The sequence below is a fragment of the Qipengyuania sp. GPGPB31 genome (assembly GCF_038396345.1).
GTDB classification, from domain to species: Bacteria; Pseudomonadota; Alphaproteobacteria; order Sphingomonadales; family Sphingomonadaceae; genus Qipengyuania; species Qipengyuania citrea.
Genome location: NZ_CP149572.1, coordinates 20,891 through 43,899, shown reverse-complemented (window position 1 = coordinate 43,899; position 23,009 = coordinate 20,891). Strand labels below are relative to the sequence as shown.

Annotated in this window: 30 protein-coding genes and 1 pseudogene; 10 read left to right on the top strand and 21 right to left on the bottom strand. The window is 65.7% G+C overall.

Translation table 11 applies throughout. The features are described 5' to 3' along the window. Position 1: 1 nt before the first annotated feature. Together WKH79_RS00275 and WKH79_RS00270 are read right to left on the bottom strand one after the other, a co-directional pair. Positions 2–733: an ABC transporter ATP-binding protein gene (locus WKH79_RS00275; RefSeq protein WP_197458245.1), complete on the bottom strand. Its 732-nt coding sequence runs from the start codon at positions 731–733 to the stop codon at positions 2–4. Between the two features lie 11 nt (positions 734–744). Continuing rightward, a complete protein-coding gene (locus WKH79_RS00270) occupies positions 745–1,857 on the bottom strand; it encodes an ABC transporter permease (protein ID WP_230833336.1) in 1,113 nt (370 codons plus the stop codon). A gap of 92 nt (positions 1,858–1,949) precedes the next feature. Between WKH79_RS00270 and WKH79_RS00265 the strand changes: the two genes are divergently transcribed. Further along, positions 1,950–2,576: a TetR/AcrR family transcriptional regulator gene (locus WKH79_RS00265; RefSeq protein ID WP_341859258.1), complete on the top strand. Its 627-nt coding sequence runs from the start codon at positions 1,950–1,952 to the stop codon at positions 2,574–2,576. A 50-nt stretch (positions 2,577–2,626) separates the two neighbouring features. Here the strand turns inward: WKH79_RS00265 and WKH79_RS00260 are convergent, their stop codons facing one another. The 14 genes and pseudogenes from WKH79_RS00260 to WKH79_RS00195 form a co-directional block, all read right to left on the bottom strand. Then, positions 2,627–3,454 (bottom strand): flagellar motor protein MotB, encoded by an 828-nt coding sequence (locus WKH79_RS00260; RefSeq protein ID WP_050599122.1) that lies wholly within the window; start codon positions 3,452–3,454, stop codon positions 2,627–2,629. A 1-nt stretch (position 3,455) separates the two neighbouring features. Further along, a complete protein-coding gene (motA, locus tag WKH79_RS00255; RefSeq protein WP_341859257.1) occupies positions 3,456–4,319 on the bottom strand; it encodes a flagellar motor stator protein MotA in 864 nt (287 codons plus the stop codon). Between the two features lie 28 nt (positions 4,320–4,347). Then, a complete protein-coding gene (locus tag WKH79_RS00250) occupies positions 4,348–4,524 on the bottom strand; it encodes a hypothetical protein (protein WP_341859256.1) in 177 nt (58 codons plus the stop codon). Next, positions 4,521–5,258 carry a flagellar hook-associated protein FlgL gene (gene flgL, locus WKH79_RS00245; protein ID WP_341859255.1) on the bottom strand — a complete coding sequence of 246 codons (738 nt, stop codon included), beginning with the start codon at positions 5,256–5,258 and terminating at the stop codon, positions 4,521–4,523. Before flgL ends, WKH79_RS00250 begins: the two co-directional genes overlap by 4 nt. Further along, positions 5,255–6,532, bottom strand: coding sequence for a flagellar hook-associated protein FlgK (flgK, locus tag WKH79_RS00240; RefSeq protein ID WP_341859254.1), 1,278 nt, complete (start codon positions 6,530–6,532; stop codon positions 5,255–5,257). Before flgK ends, flgL begins: the two co-directional genes overlap by 4 nt. 60 nt (positions 6,533–6,592) lie before the next feature. Further along, positions 6,593–6,895 (bottom strand): rod-binding protein, encoded by a 303-nt coding sequence (locus WKH79_RS00235; RefSeq protein WP_341859253.1) that lies wholly within the window; start codon positions 6,893–6,895, stop codon positions 6,593–6,595. Further along, complete coding sequence (locus WKH79_RS00230; RefSeq protein ID WP_341859252.1) at positions 6,892–7,989, bottom strand: flagellar basal body P-ring protein FlgI; 1,098 nt, start codon at positions 7,987–7,989, stop codon at positions 6,892–6,894. Before WKH79_RS00230 ends, WKH79_RS00235 begins: the two co-directional genes overlap by 4 nt. Before the next feature lie 11 nt (positions 7,990–8,000). Continuing rightward, positions 8,001–8,653 (bottom strand): annotated as a pseudogene (locus WKH79_RS00225) (flagellar basal body L-ring protein FlgH). A gap of 11 nt (positions 8,654–8,664) precedes the next feature. Further along, the gene (gene flgG / locus WKH79_RS00220; protein WP_050599116.1) at positions 8,665–9,453 is read right to left on the bottom strand and encodes a flagellar basal-body rod protein FlgG; all 789 of its coding nucleotides are present in this window, start codon (positions 9,451–9,453) and stop codon (positions 8,665–8,667) included. A 19-nt stretch (positions 9,454–9,472) separates the two neighbouring features. Further along, a complete protein-coding gene (gene flgF, locus WKH79_RS00215; protein ID WP_050599115.1) occupies positions 9,473–10,213 on the bottom strand; it encodes a flagellar basal body rod protein FlgF in 741 nt (246 codons plus the stop codon). A 5-nt stretch (positions 10,214–10,218) separates the two neighbouring features. Next, on the bottom strand, positions 10,219–11,031 hold the full coding sequence (locus tag WKH79_RS00210) for a flagellar hook basal-body protein (protein WP_050599114.1): 813 nt from the start codon (positions 11,029–11,031) through the stop codon (positions 10,219–10,221). 15 nt (positions 11,032–11,046) lie between these two features. Next, a complete protein-coding gene (locus WKH79_RS00205; RefSeq protein WP_063505373.1) occupies positions 11,047–11,328 on the bottom strand; it encodes a flagellar hook capping FlgD N-terminal domain-containing protein in 282 nt (93 codons plus the stop codon). An 8-nt stretch (positions 11,329–11,336) separates the two neighbouring features. After that, positions 11,337–11,747 (bottom strand): flagellar basal body rod protein FlgC, encoded by a 411-nt coding sequence (gene flgC / locus WKH79_RS00200; RefSeq protein ID WP_050599112.1) that lies wholly within the window; start codon positions 11,745–11,747, stop codon positions 11,337–11,339. Next, a complete protein-coding gene (locus tag WKH79_RS00195) occupies positions 11,744–12,091 on the bottom strand; it encodes a flagellar basal body protein (protein ID WP_050599111.1) in 348 nt (115 codons plus the stop codon). Before WKH79_RS00195 ends, flgC begins: the two co-directional genes overlap by 4 nt. A 182-nt stretch (positions 12,092–12,273) precedes the next feature. On the opposite strand from WKH79_RS00195, the gene WKH79_RS00190 reads away from it, so the two are divergent. The 9 genes from WKH79_RS00190 to WKH79_RS00150 all read left to right on the top strand — a co-directional run bounded on the left by WKH79_RS00190 (position 12,274) and on the right by WKH79_RS00150 (position 18,909). After that, on the top strand, positions 12,274–12,930 hold the full coding sequence (locus WKH79_RS00190; protein WP_269420710.1) for a MotA/TolQ/ExbB proton channel family protein: 657 nt from the start codon (positions 12,274–12,276) through the stop codon (positions 12,928–12,930). After that, complete coding sequence (locus tag WKH79_RS00185; protein ID WP_341859251.1) at positions 12,927–13,346, top strand: hypothetical protein; 420 nt, start codon at positions 12,927–12,929, stop codon at positions 13,344–13,346. The genes WKH79_RS00190 and WKH79_RS00185 overlap by 4 nt, the downstream gene beginning before the upstream one ends. Positions 13,347–13,405: 59 nt before the next feature. Then, the gene (locus WKH79_RS00180; RefSeq protein ID WP_341859250.1) at positions 13,406–13,918 is read left to right on the top strand and encodes a flagella basal body P-ring formation protein FlgA; all 513 of its coding nucleotides are present in this window, start codon (positions 13,406–13,408) and stop codon (positions 13,916–13,918) included. A 79-nt stretch (positions 13,919–13,997) separates the two neighbouring features. Beyond that, entirely contained in the window at positions 13,998–14,285 is a 288-nt protein-coding gene (locus tag WKH79_RS00175) for a flagellar biosynthesis anti-sigma factor FlgM (protein ID WP_082847534.1), read from the top strand. After that, a complete protein-coding gene (locus WKH79_RS00170; RefSeq protein ID WP_082835635.1) occupies positions 14,282–14,617 on the top strand; it encodes a hypothetical protein in 336 nt (111 codons plus the stop codon). Before WKH79_RS00175 ends, WKH79_RS00170 begins: the two co-directional genes overlap by 4 nt. Positions 14,618–14,691: 74 nt before the next feature. Next, positions 14,692–15,546 carry a transglycosylase SLT domain-containing protein gene (locus WKH79_RS00165; protein ID WP_341859249.1) on the top strand — a complete coding sequence of 285 codons (855 nt, stop codon included), beginning with the start codon at positions 14,692–14,694 and terminating at the stop codon, positions 15,544–15,546. After that, the gene (locus WKH79_RS00160) at positions 15,543–17,645 is read left to right on the top strand and encodes a flagellar biosynthesis protein FlhA (protein WP_341859248.1); all 2,103 of its coding nucleotides are present in this window, start codon (positions 15,543–15,545) and stop codon (positions 17,643–17,645) included. The genes WKH79_RS00165 and WKH79_RS00160 overlap by 4 nt, the downstream gene beginning before the upstream one ends. Then, a complete protein-coding gene (locus WKH79_RS00155) occupies positions 17,642–18,367 on the top strand; it encodes a sigma-70 family RNA polymerase sigma factor (protein ID WP_050599105.1) in 726 nt (241 codons plus the stop codon). Before WKH79_RS00160 ends, WKH79_RS00155 begins: the two co-directional genes overlap by 4 nt. A 140-nt stretch (positions 18,368–18,507) precedes the next feature. Continuing rightward, complete coding sequence (locus WKH79_RS00150) at positions 18,508–18,909, top strand: hypothetical protein (protein WP_341859247.1); 402 nt, start codon at positions 18,508–18,510, stop codon at positions 18,907–18,909. Positions 18,910–18,969: 60 nt separating this feature from the next. Here WKH79_RS00150 and WKH79_RS00145 read toward each other — a convergent pair whose 3' ends face one another. The 5 genes from WKH79_RS00145 to WKH79_RS00125 are packed head-to-tail and all read right to left on the bottom strand — an operon-like array spanning position 18,970 to position 23,005. Then, on the bottom strand, positions 18,970–19,362 hold the full coding sequence (locus WKH79_RS00145) for a flagellar protein FliS (RefSeq protein ID WP_063511831.1): 393 nt from the start codon (positions 19,360–19,362) through the stop codon (positions 18,970–18,972). Position 19,363: 1 nt separating this feature from the next. Continuing rightward, positions 19,364–20,782: a flagellar filament capping protein FliD gene (gene fliD / locus WKH79_RS00140; protein WP_230833328.1), complete on the bottom strand. Its 1,419-nt coding sequence runs from the start codon at positions 20,780–20,782 to the stop codon at positions 19,364–19,366. Continuing rightward, positions 20,779–21,939 (bottom strand): EscU/YscU/HrcU family type III secretion system export apparatus switch protein, encoded by a 1,161-nt coding sequence (locus tag WKH79_RS00135; protein ID WP_050599101.1) that lies wholly within the window; start codon positions 21,937–21,939, stop codon positions 20,779–20,781. Before WKH79_RS00135 ends, fliD begins: the two co-directional genes overlap by 4 nt. Next, on the bottom strand, positions 21,936–22,721 hold the full coding sequence (gene fliR / locus WKH79_RS00130; RefSeq protein ID WP_050599100.1) for a flagellar biosynthetic protein FliR: 786 nt from the start codon (positions 22,719–22,721) through the stop codon (positions 21,936–21,938). Before fliR ends, WKH79_RS00135 begins: the two co-directional genes overlap by 4 nt. A gap of 11 nt (positions 22,722–22,732) precedes the next feature. Beyond that, a complete protein-coding gene (locus tag WKH79_RS00125) occupies positions 22,733–23,005 on the bottom strand; it encodes a flagellar biosynthetic protein FliQ (protein WP_050599099.1) in 273 nt (90 codons plus the stop codon). Positions 23,006–23,009: the final 4 nt, after the last annotated feature.

Here is a 23,009-nt window from a genome sequence, read left to right as displayed (position 1 = left end):
GTCAGTGTCCTTCGGGCATGTCCTTGCCGTCATGCGTGATCCGCCCGTCCTCGAGCACAAGGATGCGGTCCGCGAGATCGAAAATGCGGTTGTCGTGCGTGACGATGATGCAGGCGCGGTCTTCGGCCACCGCGACTTCGCGCAGGAGGTCCATCACCCGGCGGCCCGAAGAGGCGTCGAGCGCGGCGGTGGGTTCGTCGCACACCACCAGCCGTGGTTCGTGGACCAGCGCGCGCGCAATCGCCACACGCTGCTGCTGGCCGCCCGACAGCTGGTTGGGCAGCTTGGCCGCCTGATCGCCGATATTGAGCTTTTCCAGCATCGCCACCGCACGCTCGCGCGCGTCATGGCGATCCATTCCCTGCGCGATCAGCGGCACCGCGGCATTGCTGGCAGCGTCGATCGAGGGGATCAGATTGTACTGCTGGAAGATGAAGCCGATGTTCTGCAGCCGGAATTCGACCAGCTCGGTATCGGCGAGATCGTAGATATCAGTGCCGAAGACCTTCACCTCGCCCAGCGTCGGCCACAGGATGCCGCACATGATCGAGATGAGCGTGGTCTTGCCCGAGCCGCTTTCGCCGACGAGGAAAGTCAGCTCGCCCGCGCGTATGTCGAGATCGATGCCATGCAGCACGGTGATGGTCTGCTGGCCGGCCACGAAATCGCGCGTCACGCCGCGCGTGCAGATTGCCGCCTGCGGGGTGCAGCCGCCGATGGCGGCGGTGTCCATCGCCTCCCCCATCAGCGGAACACCGATGCGGGTTCGGTCTTGAGCACGTTGCGCAGCGCCAGCCAGCCGGTCAGCGCGAGGATCAGCGTCACCGCGGCAAGACTGATCAGCGGGATCTGCCAGGGGATGTAGAACCCCTTGAAGGTCGGGTTGCTCGAAAAGCCCCAGATGAACAGCACGGTGCCCAATATGCCAAGGCCATAGCCAGCCAGGCCCACCAGCCCCGCCTGAGCGGCAACCATCCGGCGGATCTTGCCATTGGTCACCCCGATCGCCTTCAGCGCGCCGAACTGCTTGATGTTGTCGCGGATGAACAGGCTGAAGGTCAACCCGACGATCGCCACCCCGACCACGAAGCCGAGTGCCACCGTGATCCCGAAATTGAGCGGGATACCGGTGTTCTCGATGATGAAATCGATCCCGTCCTGCGCGAATTCGTCGCGGGTCCGAGCCCTGAGGCCGGTTTCCCGCTCGATCCGTTCGGCCAGCGCCGCAGCCTGCTGCGGCTGCTGCGCGCCGACCAGCACGAAGGACAGGCGGTTGCGCGTGCCGGGCACGAAATTCAGCGCCTGGCTGTACTTGGTATACAGCACCACCGTGCTGGTGAAGCTGGGCACCGCGTCGGCGATGCCGCGGATCACGGCGCGCTGGTCGTTCAGTTCCAGCCGTTCGCCGATCGGCGACTGGCCCGGGAACATCCGGGTGGTGCCGACATCATCGATGATCACGCTGTCGGGCTGCGACAGGACTTCGGTCGATCCCTCGATCATGCGCTTGGGCAGGCCGATCAGCGTCGCATCGTCGACCCCGATCACCGCCACGCCTTCGAGATCGCCGTCGCGCGTGCGCACGCTGGCCTGCGCCCGGATGTGCGGGACCGCCCATTCGACCCCCGGGACGCTGCGCACCTTGTCGAGCGCGGTAGAGGGCATTGCATAGGCGACATCGGTGGTGCGGCTGACCGGGTCCATCACCCAGACATCGGCGCTGGAGACGTTGTAGACCCCGCTCGCGCCGCGTTCGATCAGATTGACGAAGATGGTCAGCTGCTGGGTGATCAGCAGGGTGGAAAAGGCAATGCCGAAAACCAGCCCGTAGAACTTCTGGGCGTCGCCGGTCAGCATCCTGATCGCAATCCAGAGCACGCTTGCTTGCCTTCCCTCCAGCACTCGTCCATTACTGAACGACAGCGTTCAAGTGAACGGAGGCGTTCAGATTGTCAAGAAACGATGCCAAGAGGCCCGGCCGGCCCACTGACGAGGCCAAGCGCGACGCCATCCTCGGCGCTGCGGGCGCCAGCTTCCTCGAGCATGGTTTCGCCGCCAGTTCGATCGAGCAGATCGCCGCCGACGCGGGCGTGTCCAAGGTTACGGTCTACAACCGCTTCGGCGACAAGCGCGGCCTGTTCGCTGCCGCGGTCGAGCGCGAATGCGAACAGATCAGCACGGCCCTGGCCGTCCCCGAACTGCCCAGCGGGGCATTGCGCGCCCGCCTGACGACGATCGGCGAGGCGATGGTGGCGTTTCTTTCACGCCCTGAATTCATCCGCTTCGAACGGCGCGTTGCCGCCGAGACCGAGCATGACCCGGCGATTGGTGCGGCCTTCCTCGCCGCCGGGCCGCACCGGATGAAACGGGCCTTTGCTGAACTGATCGCAGCGATGGGCGAAGCCGGCGAACTGACGGTCGACGACCCCGAACTGGCAGCCGAGCAATTCGCCAGCATGTGCAAGGGCATGGGCGATCTCGAACGGCGCTTCGGCGCACCGGTCGATGACGCGCGCAACCGCGAACGGATCGCTGGCGCGGTCGAGGTTTTCTGCCGCGCCTATGGGGCGGACTGACGACGATCTACCGCAAGATGGAGCGCTGGCAGTAGCCGCGGGCGCGGCCGCTAGTTCTCGAGCGAGATCGATATGCGGCGATTGCGCGGGTCCGCCGGGTTGTCGGCGATCAGCGGTTCGGTATCGGCCACGCCCTCGATCCGGCGGAAGCGGTCGCGCGATATGCCGTGCCGGATCAGGTTCTGGCGCGTTGTTTCCGCCCGGCCTGCCGACAGCGACCAGTTGTTGACCCGGCTCGGATCGCGATATTTGAGTGCGTCGGTGTGGCCCCGCACGGTGATCTTGCCGCCTTCGGGGACGATCGCCTGGGCGACCAGATCGAGCAGGTCGCGCGCGTCGGGGGTCAGCACCGTCGTGCCGAGCGAGAACATCGAGAAATCGGCATCGTCGACCAGATCGATCCGGATGCCGGTGGTGGTCGGGATCATGCGCACCTGATGCATCAGCCGCTTGAGCCGTTCCTTTTCGGCGATCGCCTCGGCGACCCGTTCCTGGATCCGCTTGATGCTGGCAGCGCCCTCGCGCGGGCCGCCGGTCGCATCGCGCGGAACGGTCAGGGTCTGCGTCCCCGTCTGCCCTGCGGCGTGCGGGTAGTTGTCGACATCGACCAGCGAGGAACCGCCCAGCACCCCATCGGCGCCCGCGCTCTGTTCCTTGGTCTTGACCAGGGTCGGGGTGAAATAGTCCGCCAGCCCCTTGCGCTGGTCTTCGGTGGTCGCGCCAAGCAGCCAGAGCAGCAGGAAGAAGGCCATCATCGCGGTTACGAAATCGGCATAGGCGACTTTCCAGGCGCCGCCGTGATGACCCGCCTCGATGACGGTCACCTTCTTGACGATGATCGGGGCGGGATCGTTGCGACCCTCGGCTGCGGTGGCCATCCTACCTACCCCGCAACGCGTCGAGCAATTCGTTCAGCCCCGGGCGCACCGTATGGCCCAGACCCGACCGTGCGCTTTCGACGACCAACGGCTGCGGATGGCCATAGAGCGAAGCGATGATCACCTGCTTGACCGCATGGAAGATCTGTTCGTCCTGTTCGAGCACCTGCTTGAGCCGGCCGGCCAGCGGACCGACAATCCCATAGGCTAGCAGCACGCCGAGGAAGGTGCCGACCAGCGCCGCGCCAATCATCTTGCCGAGGATTTCGGGGGGCTTGTCGATCGAGCCCATGGTCTTCACCACGCCGAGGACGGCGGCGACGATGCCGAGGGCCGGCAAGGCGTCCGACAGCGTCTGCAGGTTGTGCTGCGGTTCGTGCATCTCGTGGAAATGCGTCTTCATCGCATTGTCCATCACCTCTTCCACGGCATGCGTTTCGAGCGTGCCCGAAGACACCACCAGCAGCGTCAGCGTGTCGCAGATCAGCGCAATCAGCGCTTCGTTCTTGAGCAGGTTGGGATAGGCACTGAAGACGGTCGAGTTGGCGGGATCCTCGAGATGGCTTTCCAGCGCGACGGGACCATCGTTCTTGAGCATGCGCATCAGCTGGGTGGTCAGCGCGATCGCATCGACATGATCCTGCTTGTCGTGCTTCGGCCCCTTGAAGATCTTGCCCATCGCGGTGCCCAGCGCTTTCAGCCCGTCGAGCGAGTTGCCGGCCACCAGCGCCCCGGCGGCGGCGCCGCCGATGATCAGCATTTCGTAGGGCATGGCCGCCATGACGGGCCCCAGCGCGCCGCCGCTGAGCATGAAGCCGCCAAAGACCATGACGAGCAGGACGATGATGCCGATAACCGCGTACATTGGAAATCTTCCTTGGGTTTAGGCGCGATCAGCGCAGCAATGAGAACAGCGAGAGGTTGGCCAGGCGGACAAAGCTGGCCTGGCTGGCCTCGAGCACGGTGAGCGTTTCCTGCAGCCTGCTCATCGTGACGGCGATGTCTGCGCCGCCCACGGTCGAGCGTTCATCGGCTACGCGTTCGGAATTGACCTCGCGCCGTTCGCTCATGAGATCGACCCAGTTGAGCCGCGAACCGATAACCGTCTGCGCGGTGGTGACCTTTTCCAGGCCCGCATCGAGTTCGCCCAGCGCGGCGGAACTGGCGCTGATCGCATCGGCTCCCCCGTTGCGAGAGCTGCTGCGAGATTGCTCAGCACGGCAAACAGGTCGCTCGGACCATTGGCGGTATCGAAATTGAAGACATCGGGCCCCGTGAGCCCCGGCACGACGGTCTGGCCTTCGCCGATCTCGACCGGCGTGACCCCGCCGCTGCCGACGTAGTCGATGCCCGTGCCATTATCGGTATAGGCCTGGCCGGCAGTCTGGCCGCCCAGCAGCGCATGGCCGGAAATGTTGCGGCTGTTGGCCAGCAGCACGAGGTTCTCGCGCAGGCTGGCGATTTCGGTCCCGATCGTCGCGCGCTGATCGTCGTTCAGCGTAGTGGATGCGGCCTGCACGGCCAGTTCGCGCACCCGGACCACGAGGTCGGCGATCGAGCCGAGCGTCTCGTCGGTCAGCGCCAGATTCGCTTCCGCCAGCTCGGAATTGCGCGTGTCGACCTGGCTGATGCGATCGGTGCGCGCCAGCATCCGCAGCCGCGCGGCTGCCACCGGATCATCGGACGAGCGCTGAAGCCGTTCGCCCGTACCGATCTGCTGTTGCAGCGTTTCGGCCTGCGCGCGCAGCCCACCGATCTGGCTGGTGCTACGCTCGTAGAATGCGCCGGTACTCAGATTGATCATCGCCCGATCCCTAAGAGAGTGTCGAATATGTCGCTGGCGGTCTGCATCGCCCGGCCCGAGGCTTGGAAGGCCTGCTGGAACCGGATCAGATTGGCCGCCTCGGTATCGAGGTCCACGCCCGATTGCTGCTCGAGCGATATCCGCGCCGACGATGCGATCGTCTGCAGCGCGCTTTGCGTGACATTGCGGCCCGCGACCTTGCTCGAGACGTCGAACAGCAGCCCGTTGAGCTGCTGCGCCGGATCGAGCGTGGCAAGCGACTGGCGCAGCGCGCTGAGGTTTGCGTCATCGCGGCTGCCCGCGACCGCGCCTGCGGGCGCGGTCGCGAGCCCTTGGCCGCTGGTCATCACAACCTTGAGCGTGCCTGCCGTGGTCCCGGTAAAGATCGGCTGACCCTGCGAACCGTCGAGCGCGGAGCCCGCGGCTTGCGCATTGTTGACCGTATCGGCAATCCCCGCTGCAATCGTATCGAGCCGGGTGCGCACCGACGCGAGCTCGGTGAGGGCGAGCGCCGCACCTGCAAGGCTGCCCGATCCGGGCGCCATCGCCTGTCCGTCGACGCTGAAGCTGAGCGTGCCGTCGGCAGCAGTCGCCGAGGCCAGCGTTCCTGCGGTACCGCCCTGTACGAAGCTGCGCGGCGGATTGGTACCCAGCGACACCGCGACCGTGCCGTCAGCCGCGAACTGGGTGCCGACCGTGGTGAAGCCGGCGAGCCGTTCGAGCAGCTGGTCGCGCTGGTCGAGCAATGCGGCGCGGTCGCTGCTGCCGCTGCCTGCGCGCGTCAGGCGCAGGTTCACGCGGGCCAGTTCACTGCCGGTGACATTGGCACCGGACACTTGCGCTTCCGCATCGAAACGCAGGCCTTCACCCACTGCCTCGAAACCCGATGCAGTGATGTTGAACTTGTTCGCCAGCGTCTCGGCTTCGGCCACGACCGCAGCGCGGCGCGACGGGTCCACCGGATCGCTCGAAAGCTGCTGCAGCACCGCTTCGAATTCGACGATCGAATTGAATACGCCCGACTGTTCGAGCGCGCTTTCCATGTTGCGCAGGCCCTTCAACTCGACATCGGCGCGCTGCAGATCGCCCGAGGTACGGCGCACCTCGCCCTGGAGGAAGGAATCGGCGTTGCGGCGAATTTCCGCGATGCGGGCGCCCGACAGCGAGATATCGCCGATCTGGCCGGCCCCGCCCGAGGCCGCGACCTCTTCGATCCGCAAGCTGCGACGGACATAGCTATCGCTCGATGCGTTGGCGATGTTCTGCGCCGTCACATCCAGCGCGCCGCGCGCCGCGCGCGCCGCTGGCGGCGATCGAGAGGAGGTCGGATGCCATCAGTCGCCACCTTCCGGCAGGAACCGGGCAAGCTGGGTTTCGATCGCGGCGGCAAAGCCAAGCTGGCCGGATTCCGCAGTGACTTCGGCAAAGCGCACATCGCGCATCTCGCGGAAGGTATCGTCGCTTTCGCCGAACAGGTCGTTGCCGCCGAAATCGGTGCTCCGCGCGCTCGACAGCATCTGCCGCAGGAGGATGGCTTCGAACTGCTGTGCCGCTTCGCGCAGCTCGCCCCGAAGGGGGGCCGCCTCGCGCTCGGGCAGCACGCTCGCGCCTGCCAGGTTGATCGGATAGGACGTCATATGATCACGAGCTCCGCGGTCAACGATCCGGCCTGTTTGAGGCCTTCGAGAATAGCCACCAGATCGGCCGGGCTGGCACCGAGCGCATTGAGCGCATCGACGACTTCGGCCAGCGAGGCGCCGGGCCCCACGCGCGACACGACGTTTTCTTCCTGTCGGGCAGTGATGGTGCTGTTGGGTTCGAGCGCGGTCTGCCCGCGCGAAAACGGTTCGGGCTGGACCACGGCGGGGTTTTCGTCGATCCGCACGACCAGGCTGCCGTGGCTGATCGCGGCAGGTGCCAGCCGCACCGCGCTCGAAATCACGATCGTGCCGGTCCGGCTGTTGATCACGACCCGGGCCGCGCGTTCGGCCGGATTGATGTCGAGCATCTCGATCTGAGCCATGATTCCCGCACGCGTGTTTGCGCCCGGCGGCAGCATCAGCGCGAGCGTGACGCCGTCCTCGACCTGCGCCATGCCGGGATACACCGCATTGATGGCATCACGAACGCGCGAGATGGTGAGGAAATCAGCCTGGTAGAGATTCCAGCGCAGGACTTCGGTGAAGTCGAAATTGCTCGCCACCGCCTGTTCGACGGTCGCCCCGTCGGCGATCCGGCCCACGGTGGGGATGTTGACGGTCAGCTTCGAGCCATCCTGCCCGGACACGCCGAGACCGCCGACAGCGAGGTTGCCCTGCGCCATCGCGTAAATCTGGCCATCCGCACCATAAAGCGGGGTCATCACCAAGGCGCCGCCGCGCAGCGACTTGGCCTTGCCCATGGTCGAAACGGTCACGTCGATCCGCTGGCCGGGCTTGGCAAAGGCGGGCAGTTCGGCGGTAATGATAACCGCTGCGGCATTCTTGAGCGCCGGATTGACGCCCGGGGGCAGTTGCAGCCCCAGCCGGCCCGAAACGCCGCGCATGGCCTGCGTGGCATAAGCGAAATTGTCATCGCCCGAGCCGTCGAGGCCGACCACGATGCCATAGCCGGTGAGCTGGTTCGAGCGCACCGACTGGAACTGGCCCAGGTCGCGAACCCGCTCGGCCGCGGCCGGGACCGGTAGCAGCGCGAGCAGCGCGAGAATGAGGAGAGCGAGACGACGGATCATGATCGATATCCTCAGAAGGGCGATACGGCGCCGAAGAAGCGCGACAGCCAGCCTTCGCGGCTGGCCCGCTGGACCGAACCCGCGCCCGAATAGGAAATGCGTGCATCAGCGACGCGGATCGACGGGATCCGGTTGTCCTGATCGATATCCGCCAGCCGGATGATGCCCGAAAGCTGGACCCATTCTTCTCCTTGGCTGAGCTGCATCACCTTTTCCCCCGCACCAGTGCGGTGCCGTTCGGTCGGACTTCGACAATCGTTACCGTCAGATCGGCACGGATCGAGCTGGCCTGCGACGCGTCGCCCGATCCCTTGAACGACGATCCGCCCGACGCATTAAGATCGGAACTGTCGATCCCGATGAATTCGGGCAACGACAGACCCACGCTGCCATCGCGCTTGGTCGAGCCGCTGGTCGACTTCGACGTCTGCGTGCGTTCGATCAGCGCGATGGTGACGATATCGCCGACCCGCGCCGCACGGTTGCCGTAATAGAGCGGGGCATAGCCCTGGCTGGCCTGGTAGATGGCGCCATCGCGGTGCCGGGCGGGCGCCGCCTGCTGCGGCGGCGGCAGCGCGGCGGCGAACCCGGCGGGACGCGCAGAACCGCCCCCGCAGGCGGCAAGCGCGAACGACAGGGGCAGCAGGCAGATGGCGGTCTTCATCGCGGAATTCCTCACAGCGTCTGGTTGGCGTTGCGCAGCATTTCGTCGACGGCCGAAACCATCTTCGAGCTGATTTCGTAGGCGCGCTGCGCTTCGATCATTTCGACCAGTTCCTCGACGATGTTGACGTTCGAGGATTCGAGCATCCCCTGGCGGATGTTGCCGCGGCCGTTTTCGCCCGCCGGGGCGACTTCGGCGGCGCCGCTGGCGGCGGTCTCGACGAGGAAGTTGTCGCCGATCGCCTGTAGTCCGGCGGGGTTGGTGAAACGCGCGACCTGGATCTGGCCCAGCTCGGCCGGCTGCGCTTCGCCGGGAACGGTTGCCGAGACCGTGCCGTCGGGCGCGACCGCGATGGCCGTCGCGCCCTCGGGAATGGTGATCGCCGGCTGGACCGCATAGCCCTGCTGCGTGACCAGCTGGCCTTCCGCAGAGGTCGTGAAATTGCCCGCCCTGGTATAGCCGACACGGCCGCCCGGCAGTTCGACTTCGAAGTAGCCATCGCCGTCAAGCGCGAGATCGAACGCATTGCCGGTGGTGCTGAGCGCCCCCTGCGTCATGATCTGGCTGGTCGACTGGACCGACACGCCGGTCCCGAGGTTGAGGCCGGTGGCGTATGCGGTTTCGCCCGAGGAGCGCTGACCGGCGACGCGAGCGTCCTGATAGGCGAGCGTGGCGAAATTGGCACGATCGCGCTTGAAGCCGGTGGTGCCGACGTTGGCGAGGTTGTTGGCGATGACGCGCATGCGCGCATCCTGGGCCTCGAGCCCGGTACGGGCGACCTGAAGGGCTGAAGTGGGCATGGGTTAATCCTTTCCCTGACTAGCCGAGGCGCATGAGCTGCGCGCCGCTTTCGTCTATTTCGCGTGCGGTCGAGATGACCTTGCTGCGCATGGCGAAAAGCCGCTGCGCATCGATCATGTCGACCAGCACTTCGGTGGTCTTGACGTTGGACTGTTCGAGCGAGCCGACCTTGACGGTGGCCGCCTCGTCGGTGGGCAGGATGCCCCCGCCTTCGACGCGGAACAGTCCGTCGAGGCCCTTGCTAATCGGCGATCCTTCCCACGCGGCCAGCTTGATCCGGCCGATCTCGGCCGGGGGCTGGTCGGGTGCGGCCGGATCGGCGATCGTGATCGAACCGTCGGGGGCGATCCCCGGGATGCCGACCGGCGGCACGGTGATTGGGCCGTTGTCGCCCAGCACCGGCCGGCCTTCGCCGTTGACCAGCAAACCGGTGGCCGAAACCGACAGGTCGCCGCGGCGGGTGTAGGCTTCGGTGCCGTCGACCGCCTGCACGGCGATCAGCGCGTCGGTTTCCACCGCGACGTCGAGGTCGCGGCCGGTCGCGATGGTTTCGCCCGCAGCCATATCCGCGCCGCGCACGCTGGCCCGCTGCATCGCGCGCGCCTCGTTCGGCTGGCCTTCGATGGTGACTGCGCGCTGGTCGAGCATTTCGGCCCGGAACCCGAGCGTATTGGCATTCGCCATGTTGCTGGCGATGACACGCTGGCTGTCCATCGACGCCCGCATGCCCGACAGCGCGGTATGGATGAGGCGGTCCATCTCGATCAGGTCCGCAGGTTGATGACGGTCTGCGAGATCTGGGTCGCGGTGTCGATTGCCTTGGCGTTGGCCTGGAAGTTCCGCTGCGCGGTGATCAGGCCGACCAGCTCCTCGGCAATATCGACATTGGAGCGTTCAAGCGCACCCGAAAGCAGCGACCCGTAAGCCCCCGTGCCCGGCGAACCGTAGGTGGCTGCGCCCGAAAGGCCGGTGCCTTCCCAGTTTGCCGAACCGACCTTCTTGAGACCGGTGGGCGAAATGAAGCTGGCAAGCGCCACTGCCCCGACCGGTTCGACCGTGCCGTCGGCATAGGATGCCTGGACAATCCCCGTAGCCGTGACGGTCACGCCGGCGAATTCCGAACCGTTGGCATTGACCGGCGGCACCTGCGCATCGCCGATGGCATTGCCGGTCACCTGGCCGTTGGCATCGACTGCGAAAACCTGCAGGCGATTGCCTGCGCTATCCGCGATATTGCCGCTTTCGGTCATCGAGAACGAGCCCGAACGCGTATAGAGCGTCGACCCGTCGGAAGCCGACCGCGTGGTGAAAAAGCCATCGCCGGTAATCGCCAGGTCGAGCGCCGAACCGGTCTGTTCGACCGGGCCGAGCGAGAAGTTCTGCGTGATCGATTCCACCGACGAGCCGATGCCCTGGATCATCCGCGGATTGGTCAGTGCCGAACCGGCGACGATTTCGGAGAATTCGGTCCGGCTGCGTTTGAAGCCGTAGGTTTCCGAGTTCGAGATATTGTGCGCGATCACCCCGAGCGAGGTCTGCGCATTCTTCATGCCATTGAGCGAGGTATAGAAGGACATGGACTGTCTCCCTGATCAGATATTGGATGCGGAAGCGGAGGCGGTGGTATCGATCAGCTGGTCGAGCTTGTCCGCGATCTGCTCGAGCATGGAATTGGTTTCGCTGACGCCTGCGAGCGAGGAAAACTGCGCCATCTGCGCCAGCATTTCCTTGTTGTCGACGGGGTCGAAAGGGTCCTGCTGCTGCATCTGGACGGTCAGCAGGCGCAGGAAATCGCCCTGCCCCAGCGCGTCCATTCCGCGGCCGGAGGTTGCGGTGGACGCAGTCGTCGCAGACATGGCTGCCTGGTTGGTCATCGGTGTGATCATTTCATTCTCATCGTTTCGAGCATCAGTTGCTTGGCGGTGGACATGGCCTCGATCATGTTGCGGTACTGGCGCGAGGCCTCGAGCATCTCGACCATTTCGGCGTTCTCATCGACCGGAGCCTCCCACACGTCGCCGTTCTCGTCGGCGAGCGGGTGGCCGGGGTCGTGCCGGCGGATGGCGGCGACATCTTCGCGCACCACCCCGCCGACACGGACCGAAGACAGGCCAGAGGCCTTGTCGAGCTCCTGCTCGAATACGGTACGCATCGGGCGATAGGCTTCTTCCTCGCTGCCGGCGATCGAGCCCGCATTGGCAAGGTTGGAGGCGGCCGTGTTCATCCGCACGAGCTGCGCGGACATGGCGCGGTGGCCTACTTCGAAAAAGGATGTCGGGCCGCTCATCGTCATTCGCCCCGGATCGCGCGGGTCACGGTTTCGACCCGTCCGCGCAGGAAGTTGAGCGTGGCCGTGTAAGCCACCGCGTTTTCGGCGAAGGCAGCCTGTTCGGTCGACATCTCGACCGTGTTGCCATCGAGGCTGGCCATCGTCGGGATGCGATACTGGATCGCCCCATCGCTCGCCCGGCCGGCGTCAGCGCCGCCCAGCCGTGCCTGCAGTGCAGCGGCGAAATCGACGTCGCGCGCCTTGTATCCGGGGGTTGCCGCATTGGCGATATTCGAACCGAGCACGCCCATGCGCTGCGACCGGATCTCCAGTGCCGCCCCGTGAATGCCGAACAAACCTTCGCTCATCTGAGCCTCCGCAAAAATTACGGAAACCATTCAGCAAGGGGCGTGCCAAACTGCGATTGCCGCCCCTGCAACGGCGAAACCGGCAGAAGGTGGCAAGCCCTTGCCGGAATGCGGCAAAGTTCGTCCGCCGGATAAAACTGGCGCTTGCCGCGCCGTTCTGGGCTGCAAGGAGTAGCTACCCCATGCTGGAAACCTGGTTCGATCCCGCGGCGATCGCCATTGTCTTCGCCGGTACGCTCGCGGCAACGTTGCTGCGCTGCGGCTTAGCCGATTGCCGTATTGCGCTCGCCGCGCTGAGCGGTCTGTTCGACAAGCCGTTCGACCCGGCGCAGGCCAAGGCCGAACTTTCCGTGCAGGTGCGCGAGATCGCCGACGACGGCTTCCTGCGGGCCGAACCGCGCCGGTTCGGCGACAGCGAGTTCGACAGCCTGTCCGATCTGATCATCAACCAGCGGTCGATCCAGTCGCTCCATGGCGAACACGCGAAGTTCGCTGATGCGCGCCTCGCGCATGCCCAAACCGCGATGCGCGTGTTCGACAACGCCGCCGAACTGGCCCCCGTGCTGGGCCTTGCCGGGACGCTGGTCGCACTCGCTCAGGCGCCGGGCGCGTCGGCGCAGGATGCCGGACTGGTGGGCGCTATCGCAATGGCGGTGATCACGACGCTCTATGGCCTGGTCGCGGCGAACTTCGTCTTCGCCCCGATCGGCAGTGCGATCGGCCGCAAGTCCCGCAAGGAAGAGCGCGACCGCGAGGCCGTGCTGGAATGGCTCGAGGAAGGCATCCGCAGCACCGGAGCTGCCACTTCCGCCGCGCAACCGGCATCGCACGCCGCATGATCCTGCGCGCGCCCTCGAGCTGGCAGACGATCACTGCCGATCTGGCGCTGATCCTGTTCCTGATCACCGCGCAGGCCGCAGGCGAAGGCGCTGCGCCGCCGCCCGAAGCGCGCCAGACGGGTCCCGCCGAAACCGGCGAAGCCGCGCTCGCGGTGCACCGCCCCGCCCCCGGCGAAAGTGTCACCGAATGGCTGCGCGCGGCGGCAACCGACGAACGCCAGATGGCCACGATCGAAATCGGCTACCCGGCGGGCAACCGGGACGCAGCGCTCGCCGAGGGCAGCCGCCTGTTGGACGAAGCCGAACGGGCAGGTGTCACGGCGCGGCTGCTGCTAGCGCCCGATACGGCCGCCAGGGTCATCATTTCGGTCGATTACCTCCGCCGCCCCGAAGATGGCACGAACCTTGCTGAATAAGTTCCTGTAATGCTCCCGCTGCGGGAGCAGGTTCTGCAATGCCGGAGTCAGGAACGACCATGCGCCAACTTATTCTCGGATCACTCGTAGCCGCAGGCCTTGCGGCTTCCGCGGCGGCGGCCTCGCCGATGGACCTGTCGATGCTCGACCGAGCGGTGGCGGAATTCACCGGGGCTGAGGTCGGGCAGCCCGGCGGCGCAAAACTGCCCGTCGATCGCCGCCTGCGTCTGCAGGCCTGCCAGTCGCCGCTCGACCTGCAATGGTTCGGACGCGATCAGCGGTCGGTGCAGGTCGCCTGCCCCGCAGCGGGATGGCGGATCTATGTGGCAGTCGACACAGGTGGCTCCAACGCCCGGAACGCCGCGCCGCAATATGGGCAAACGCTCGTCAAGCGCGGTGAGAACGTCAGCATTCTGGTGCGCGGTCGGGGCTTCACGCTCAACCGGCAGGGCTCTGCCGTGGAAGACGGCGCACAGGGCGAATGGATCAAGGTGCGCGCCAGCGGCGAACGCACCGAAACGCTGCGCGCGATGGTCCTAAGCCCGGGCCAGGTCGGCATCGATTTGCCGTAACCGGCAAAAATATTGCCGGGGTGTTAAACCCGCGCATCCTTCGCCGTTCTCCTGAACGACCAGCTAATGGAGCGAAACGATGCGTATTGTCGGATTGCCGGAATTCGGAGGATCGGTGCGACGGCCCAGTGCCGCGCTCGCGCCTGCTGAAAAGATTGCGCCGTCCCCCAAGGTCGGCGACCAGGCCCGCGAAGCCGAAGCGCCGGTAGCTTCCTCGGCACTGGCTGCCGGACGCGACGTTCCCGTCGACCACGATCGCGTGGCGGAAATCCGCAAGGCGCTCGAAACCGGCACCTATCCGCTCATTCCCACAGAAATTGCCGATGCCCTCATCGCTTCGGGCCTCTATGGAAAGGTCGGGAAATGACCCGCAAACAGGAAACGCTGTCGACCCTGCAACAGATGCTCGCTCTTTTGCAGGGTGAGCGGCAGGCGCTTGCCGCTCTGGATCTCGATCGCATCGTCAACTGTACCGACGGCAAGCTCGATCTGTGCGCGAAACTGGAAAGCGTCGATCAGGCCAGCATGGATGAGGAATGCCTCGGCGTCCTCGATGCCGTGCGCCGCCTGAACGAGATAAACCGCCGCCTGCGCAACCTGATTGCCAGCAATGTACAGAACCGGCTGGGCGCGCTCAGCGGCGGCAACACTTCCTATACCGCGCTGCCGCGGCAGGGTGCGAGCATGGCGCTGGCCTGATCGGCCCACGAACACGACGCAGGTTTTGGCACGGACCTTGCTGATCTTCCGGAACAGTTAATTCCGGAGATCGCGTGCCTACCATCAATCCAGTCCAGTCGGCCAACGTGCAGAGCGCCATTGCGCGCGCTGCCACGCGGACGGGTGTCGACTTCGATTATCTGCTCGCGCAGGCCAAGCTGGAATCGGGTCTCGACCCCAGCGCCAAGGCCGGCACCTCGAGCGCGACCGGGCTCTACCAGTTCATCGACTCCACCTGGCTGCGCACGCTCGACCGGCACGGCGCCAAGCACGGGATGGAATGGGCCGACGCCGCGATCGGCAAGAACGGCCGCGTTGCCGACCACGCGACGCGCGACCACCTGCTGTCGCTGCGCTACGATGCCGACACCTCCTCGTTGATGGCCGCCGAGCTGACGCGCGAGAACGCTGCCGGCCTGCAGACAGTGCTGGGACGCGAGGCCGAACCGGCCGAGCTTTATCTGGCGCATTTCCTCGGCCTCGGCGGAGCACAGAAATTCCTCGGCGCGCTGGCCAGCAATCCCGATCAGTCGGCGGCGGCCATGATGCCGCAGGCCGCGCGAGCCAATCGCTCGATCTTCTATGACGGCGGGGCGCCGCGCTCGGTCGGTGACGTCATGTCGCTGATGCGCGACAAGGTGGCGCGCGCCTATGGCGACACGCCGCTGCCAGGCACCGGGCCGCGGATCGAACAGCAATTCGCCGGACTGGCCGCGCAGCAGCCCGCCCAGCGCAGCATGCGCAGTTCGGGCGGGCTTGCGCCCCCCGCCCTGCCAAGCAATCCCGCAGCCCGGCCCTCGATGGCCGATACGCTGCGCGCCACCTTCGGCGATACCGGCACGGGCAATGGCCGCGCGCAAACGCAGATCGCCGCCGCCTATGACAAGTTCAGGGCGTTCGGGCTGTGAGCGCGCGGACCTTCTTCAACCCGGGGCTCGCGCTTCCCTTCGGGATCCTCACCATCATCCTGCTGATGGTGGTGCCGATCCCGGCAATGCTGCTCGATGTCTTCTTCGTACTCAATATCGCGCTGTCGGTGTCGGTGCTGATGGCCGCCATGAACGCCCAGAAACCGCTCGATTTCTCGTCCTTCCCGTCGGTCCTGCTGTTCGCCACGCTGCTGCGCCTGGCGCTCAATGTCGCCTCGACGCGCATCGTCCTGCTCAACGGGCACGAAGGCGGTGCGGCGGCGGGCAAGGTGATCGAAGCCTTCGGCGCATTCCTGATCGGCGGCAATTTCGCGGTCGGCATCTTCGTCTTCCTGATCCTGATGATCATAAATCTGATGGTCGTCACCAAGGGTGCGGGCCGCGTCTCCGAAGTCTCCGCCAGGTTCACGCTGGACGCCTTGCCCGGCAAGCAGATGGCGATCGATTCCGATCTCGCCGCAGGCCTGCTGACCGCCGAGGAAGCCAAGGCGCGGCGGCGCGAGATCGCCACCGAAGCCGACTTCTACGGTTCGATGGACGGTGCCAGCAAATTCGTGAAGGGCGATGCGGTTGCCGCGCTGCTGATCCTGCTGATCAATGTGATCGCCGGGCTCGTACTGGGCATGTCGACGCATGACCTGTCGGCAGGCGATGCCGCCAGCTTCTACATCACGCTGGCAGTCGGCGATGCGCTGGTCGCCTCGGTGCCCGCGCTGCTGCTGTCGATCGCCGCCGCAGTGATCGTGACGCGGGTTTCCGACGCACGCAATCTGACCGACCAGATCGGCGGGCAGTTGTCCGATCCGAAGATCTGGCTTCCGGTCGCGTGCATCCTCTTCGTTATCGGCTGCATTCCGGTAATGCCGCAGTCGATCATCCTGCCGCTGTCGGCCGGGGCGTTCTGGCTGTGGCACAGCCTGCGCAAGCGCGAAGACGCGGCGCAGAACGTGCCCGAGCCCGTCGTCACCCCCGATCCTTCGCACATCGAGATCGACGAGGTGTCCGACCAGACGCTGGTCACGGTCCAGCTCGGCTACGGCCTCATCCACCTGACCGACGAGAAGCACGGGGCCACGCTGGTCGCGCGTCTCACCGGACTGCGCAAGCAGATGTGCCAGACCTTCGGCTTCATCGTCCCGCAGTTCCGCATAGAGGACAGCTTCGAAGTCGATCCCGACAGCTATCGCATCACGCTGGGGGGCGCGGCGATCGGCGGGGGCAAGATCAAGCCCAACCACTTGCTCGCCATCGATACCGGCGAAGCGATGAATTCACAGCCGATCCCCGGCGAAGCGACGGTCGATCCCAGCTTCGGCTGTCCGGCGCTGTGGATCGATCCCGGCACGCGCGACCTCGCGGTTGCCGAAGGCTATCTCGCGGTCGATCCCGAAAGCGTCATCGCCACCCACATCCACCAATTGCTGGCGACCCGGGCGCACGACCTGCTCGGCCCCGACCAGGTCCGCGACCTGATCGACCACTTGCGCGGACGCCATGGCCAGCTGATCGAAACGATCACACCGCAGCCGCTGACGTTGGCAGCCGTGACCCGCGTGCTCAAGGCGCTTCTCGCCGACGGCATTTCGCTGCGCCATTCGCTGCGCGTTTTCTCCAGCCTGTCGCTGGCCGCGCAGCAGACCGCCGAACACGATCGCCTGATCGACATCGTCCGCGCGGATCTGGGCGCGATGATCGTGAGCGAAACTTGCCCGCCCGATGCGAAGTTGCCGGTCATCACGCTGGCTGCACAGCTCGAGGAAATGGTGGTCGGCGGGCTGCAGGATCCCGCCTCGGGCGAAATCGTCATCGAACCCGACCTCGCCCGCTCGATCGGCGAACGCATCGCGGCCATCGTCGCCCAGCGTGATCCGGCTGCGGTCCGCCCTGCACTGATCGTCCAGCCACGCGCGCGCCGCGCACTGACCGCACTGCTGCGCCAGCGCGCGCCGCAATGCCTGGTGCTGTCGATCAACGAACTGCCCGCTTCGCAACCGATCGAGGTGATCGCGGTCGTGGGCGACGAAACACCCGAACAGACAGAACAACTCGGCCATCAAACGGAGGCCTTGGCTGCATGAGATACGACCATACCCATTTCAACGCGCAGCGCGCCTATGGCGGCGCAATCAACGAGCGCATCGGCAATTTCCTGCCCATGGTCCGCAAGCTGGCGTGGTATTACGAAGGCAGCGGCGGCGCGGCAGTCGATGTCGACGACCTCATCCAGGCCGGCATGATCGCGCTGACCGAATGCGCACAGCGCCACGACCGGCCGGGCGAAGACGGCTTTGCCGCTTATGCGAAAATGCGCGTGCGCGGAGCGATGATCGACCTGCTGCGCGCACAGTCGCCGCATGCACGCGGTGCGGCTGGCCGGCTGCGCCGCATCGATGCGGCCGTCGATCGCCTGCGCAGCACGCTGGGACGCGACCCCTCCGCCAAGGAAATCGCGGCGGAATTGCAGATTTCGATAGGGGAGTATCACGAAATGCGCACGCAACTGGCGACGCGGGTGGTGGATCTGGAGGATTGCTATTCGGATTCTGATCCGACCTTCCAGTCGGCCGAGCCCGACGCCGAGGCGCAATTGCTGGAAACGGGCGATCGCGCCGCTCTGGCCGAAGCGATCGGCAATCTGCCCGAACGGCTGCAACTGGTCATCAAGCTGCACTTCATCGAGGAACTGAACCTGACCGAGATCGCGGCGGTGCTCGACGTCAGCGTTCCGCGCGTCCATCAGCTGAAGTCTTCGGCCCTAGCAAAGCTCAAGCTGGCGATCGTCGAAAGCGAGAACGCTTAAGCATTTGGTAAGTAGCCCATGACAGTCCGGTAGAATTATCGGGTGAAATTGGCCGCCAGGCGGATGACATCCGCCAGTATAGCAGTGTATTCATGCTGCAACGTTGCCCGAAACGGCGCGTTCATACGGGGTGCGTGCCAATGCCTCTCTGGAACACCAGACTGCTGGACTTGGTCGACACATGTTCGGTCGACGGTTTCGCAACGGCATCCGATGCCATCCTGGCGATGGCCGACCTTCTCGACACCGCGCCCACCCACCTTGCTCCGTTCATTACGCCGCGCGCCAGCCGCGCTCGCTTGGCCCGGCTGCTCGAAGCCGACGCCGCAGTCTGCGCCGCGCTGGAACTGGTCGGGCCGCTGAGCGGCGTGCTGCTCTCCCGCGCGGCGGGCGGCTCCGCATCGGGCATGGTCAAGATTGTCGATGAGATCGAGGAAGGCAACCTCTTCGCCGCGGACCCCGCCATCGCTCTGGTCGGCGCATATGGCGCCGCGCTGGTCAAGGTAAGCGCCCAAATCGGGGAGCAGGACGAACCCGGTTGAATTGCCCTGAAACCCGCCTGCAACTGTCCCGCTCGACGCGCGGGCGGATGGAAGCGCCGGTCAGCCCCCGCGCGCGGCGCGCTGGGCGGCACGGAACGCCAGGGCGATTTCGCGCAGGTCGTCGCGCAGTTCCCTGATCTTGTCGAGGTCGACCACGCGGATCGAATCCAGCAGCAGCGCCTTCGCCGCGCCATAGAATTGCGCGAGGCTGGCGGCCATTTCGGCTTCGCGGTCGATCCCCAGTTCCAGCGCGGTCAAGGCGGTAACGCAGCGTGTCAGCGCGCGGCTGCGGACCGCCCGGTCGTTGCGGGTCTCGGCGATTTCCAGCACGCCAAGGTTCTCGATCAGGTCGTCGAAGCAAATCAGGATCAGGTCTTCGCGCCCGCTGGTGACCAGCCGGGCATCGAAATTGCTTTCGCGGTAGGCTTCACCGGGTCGCGCGCGTGCCAGCATGTCAGTCGCCCTGCGAGTTCCAGATATCGATCTGGGACTGGAGGAAGGACAGGGTGGATTGCGATGCCGCTACCCGCGCGTCAGCGCTGGCGAAGCGGGCCACCATGCTGGACCGCAGGGCTTCCTGCTTTTCGGCCAGCTTTTCCATGTCGCGGTTGAGCTGGTCGGTCTGCTTTTCATAGCGCGCGATCGAACCAGCCAGCGTCCCCGGATCGCTCGCCATGCTGTTCGAGCGCGCCATCCGGTCGATGGTGGCGTAAATGCCGTTGATCCCGGTGGTGAACATCGCTGCCACACCCGCGGGATCACGCTCGAGCGCATCGGTGAGCGTGTCTCTGTTGAAACGGAAGCTGCCATCGCGTTCGATGGCCAGCCCCAGTTCCGCCAGAGTGCGCGGGGCGCCGTCGGGCGCGTTGGGCATGACGACAAGCGAACCGAGCGCGGACAGCTCGCTGCGCAGTGCGCGGGCGCCGGCATCGCGCGACAGCGGGCCCGTAAGCGGATCGATCGCGCTGCGCAGCTCCGATACGATCTCGTTGAGTGCGCCGGTGATGTCCTGCATCACGCTGGACAGCGCACTGTCGGGACTGTTGAAGCGGATCGTGGTCGGCGCACCGGCATTGGTGCCGGTAAGCGTCAGCGACAACCCCGGCGCAACGCCAGGAATAGTGTTCGACGCGCTGGTCCGGGCAAGCCCGTCGAGGAGGAATTCGGCATCGGCGGAAGTGGACACGAGCCGGGCCGGGTCCCCGCCCGGCTGCCACGCCAGGGCCGACAGTCCCGGATCTGCCCCGTCTTCGGCGGCTTCGATCACGAACCCGTTCTGTGCGCCGTCGGCACCCTTCACCACCAGCTGCGCGCCGGCGGATGTCTGTGCGACATAGGCATTGAGGCCCGCGTTCTTGCCGTTGATCGCGGATGCCACATCCTTCAGCGTTGCACCGGCAGCGATATCGATCGACAGCGGCGTACGGCCGGTGTCTTCGGCAAATGCGGCATTGGTGACGGACCCGAAACGGATCGTCAGCGATCCTGCCCCGACCGTGTCGGTGGCACTGGCGTAAACCGGGCCGGTCAGCACCTGGTTGGTGGCCAGCTTGGTCACTTCGAGCGAGTAGCTACCCTTGCCGATCGAGCCCACCGGCGACGAAACGGCGGCCACCGAAGTGTTGCCGATATTGGGCAGCGGGGCGAGATCGCCCGTCCGCATGCGCTCGCCCAGCGCCGAGGCGAAGGTCGAGAAACTGCTGCGGATCGATCCGGCAAGCGAGATGCGCTGCTCCAGCGTTTCCGACTTCGTCGCGAGCCGTTCGTTGCGCCCGGCAAACTGCGCTTCGGCAAGCTGCTCGGCAAGACCGGTCATGTCTACGCCGCTGCCGATACCAAGCGTGGTGGCGATCGAGGAAGTTGCAATACTCATCGCTCTGAGAACGACGCTTCACTGGCGAGATTAACAGCGATCCGCCCTTCGGTATCGAACCGCAGCGCCGCGGGCACTTCGACCGCGGGCAGCGGCGGCGTTTCGCCCCGCTTGAGCGAGAAGACATAGGCCAGAACCGAAGCGACCGCACCGTAGAGGTCTTCGCAAATTACCTGCCGCTCGCGCGTGGTGTAATAGACCGAACGGGCGAGCTGCGGCAGCTCGAGCATCGGCAGGTCCATCTCGCGGGCGAGTTCCTTCATCGCCATGGCCTTGTCGCCGCGGCCCTTCGCCAGGACGATCGGGGCGGAGGCCTTGGCCGGGTCATAGGTCATCGCAACCGCGAAATGGGTCGGGTTCGTGACGACGAACTGCGCCTCGCGCATCGCACCGGAGACCGAGCCGGTGGCGATATCGCGCTGGCGCTGCCGCCGCGCGGCACGCATTTCGGGCGAACCTTCGGCTTCCTTGTTCTCGTCGCGCATTTCCTGGTGGCTCATCTTGAGCCGCTTCTGCTGCCGCAGCCACTGGATCGGGAGGTCGACAAAGGCGATCACGATCAATCCCCCGCCGAGCGCGAAGATCAGCGAGACGATCGAGTGCCAGGCCGCCGACAGCTGGGCCGAGAGATTGCCCCGTCCCAGCCCGATCACGGTTTCCATGCTGGTCCACCACCATGCCCCGGCAATGCTCCCGAGCAATGCGACCTTGAGCAGCCCCTTGCCCATCTCGACCAGCCCCTGCGGGCCGAACATCCGTTTGAGACCCGAGAGCGGATTGATGCGCTGGCCCTTGGCCTTGAGGTTGTCGAGCACCCAGCGTCCGCGGCCGAACGCGAGCTGGGTGAGCAACGTCACCAGGATCACCGGTACGGCGAGCGTCAGGATTGCAGGGACGCCGAGCAGCAGCCCTTTCATCAACAGGCCGGAAATCGTGAAATCGCGGATATCGCGCGCATCGAACAGGAAGGCGTCGCGCGCCAGCCCGGCCAGCCCTTCGAGCAGCCACGGTCCGGCCAGCGCCAGCCACGCGCCGCCCAGCAACATCACCGCCGCCGTGCCCGCATCCTTCGAGCGCAGCACATCGCCCTTCTTCGCGGCATCGGCCAACCGCTTTTCGGTTGGTGCGAAGGTCTTCTCGCCGGCGGTCTCACTCATGGTAGGATCACGTTTTCGGTTTGCGCCAGCGCGTCACCGACGAGGCCGGTAAACTGGTCGTAGATCAGCGGTGCGGAAATGATCAGCGCCGCCATGCCCGCGAGCACGCCCGCCGGCAGGCCCAGCGCGAAAAGGTTGAGTGAGGGCGCCGAACGGCTGAGCACGCCGGTAAGCACCTGGACCAGCAGCAGGATCACGGTCACCGGCAGCGCGATCCGCAGCGCGGTTTCGAACATGAAGCTGGCAAACCCGGCGATCGCGGCGAAACGGTCTGCGCCGAGCCAGGTCTGACCGGGCGGGAACGCGTTGTAGCTCTCGGTCACCAGCGCGATCCAGTGCAGATGGGCGCCGGTCGCCAGGAAGATCAGCGTGAGGACGATCACGAAATACTGGCCGAAGGAGGTCGTCGTGCCGCCGCCCATGGCATCCTGCGATACCGCCATGCTCATGCCCATGCCGCCGCTGATCAGCTCGGCGGCCACGGTCGGCGCGGCAAACGCAAGCTGGAGCACGAAACCGAGCGCGAGCCCGATGATCACCTCGCCCGCCACGGCCAGCAGTCCTTCGAGCGAGAGCAGCGCCGGCGGCGTGGCGATTTCGGGCATCCATACGGACACGAAAATGGCCAGCGCGCCGGTGATCGACACGCGCACCGACATCGGCACGGAAGTCGCACCGAAGAACGGGGCGGCCAGCAGCGCGGCACCGAGCCGGGTCATCAGGAAGACCACCCGCCACATGTCCTGCTCCAGCGCCCCGAGGCCGAGATCGAGCCCGTTCACCGCGCGTGGCCTCAGTCGCCGATCCGCGCGATTTCGGTAAAGACGTCCTGGGTGAAATCGCCCACCAGCGCCATCATGGACGCGCCCAGGATAACCAGCACGAAGGCCACTGCGCCCAGCTTGGGGACGAAGGTGAGCGTCTGCTCGTTGACCGAAGTGGCGGCCTGGATCAGACCGATGACCAAGCCGATGGCGAGGCTCGCCAGCAGGATCGGGGCTGCGACCAGGGCGGCGATCCACAACATGCGGTCGGCCATGGAAAGGAGTACGGCGCTTTCGTCCATGAGA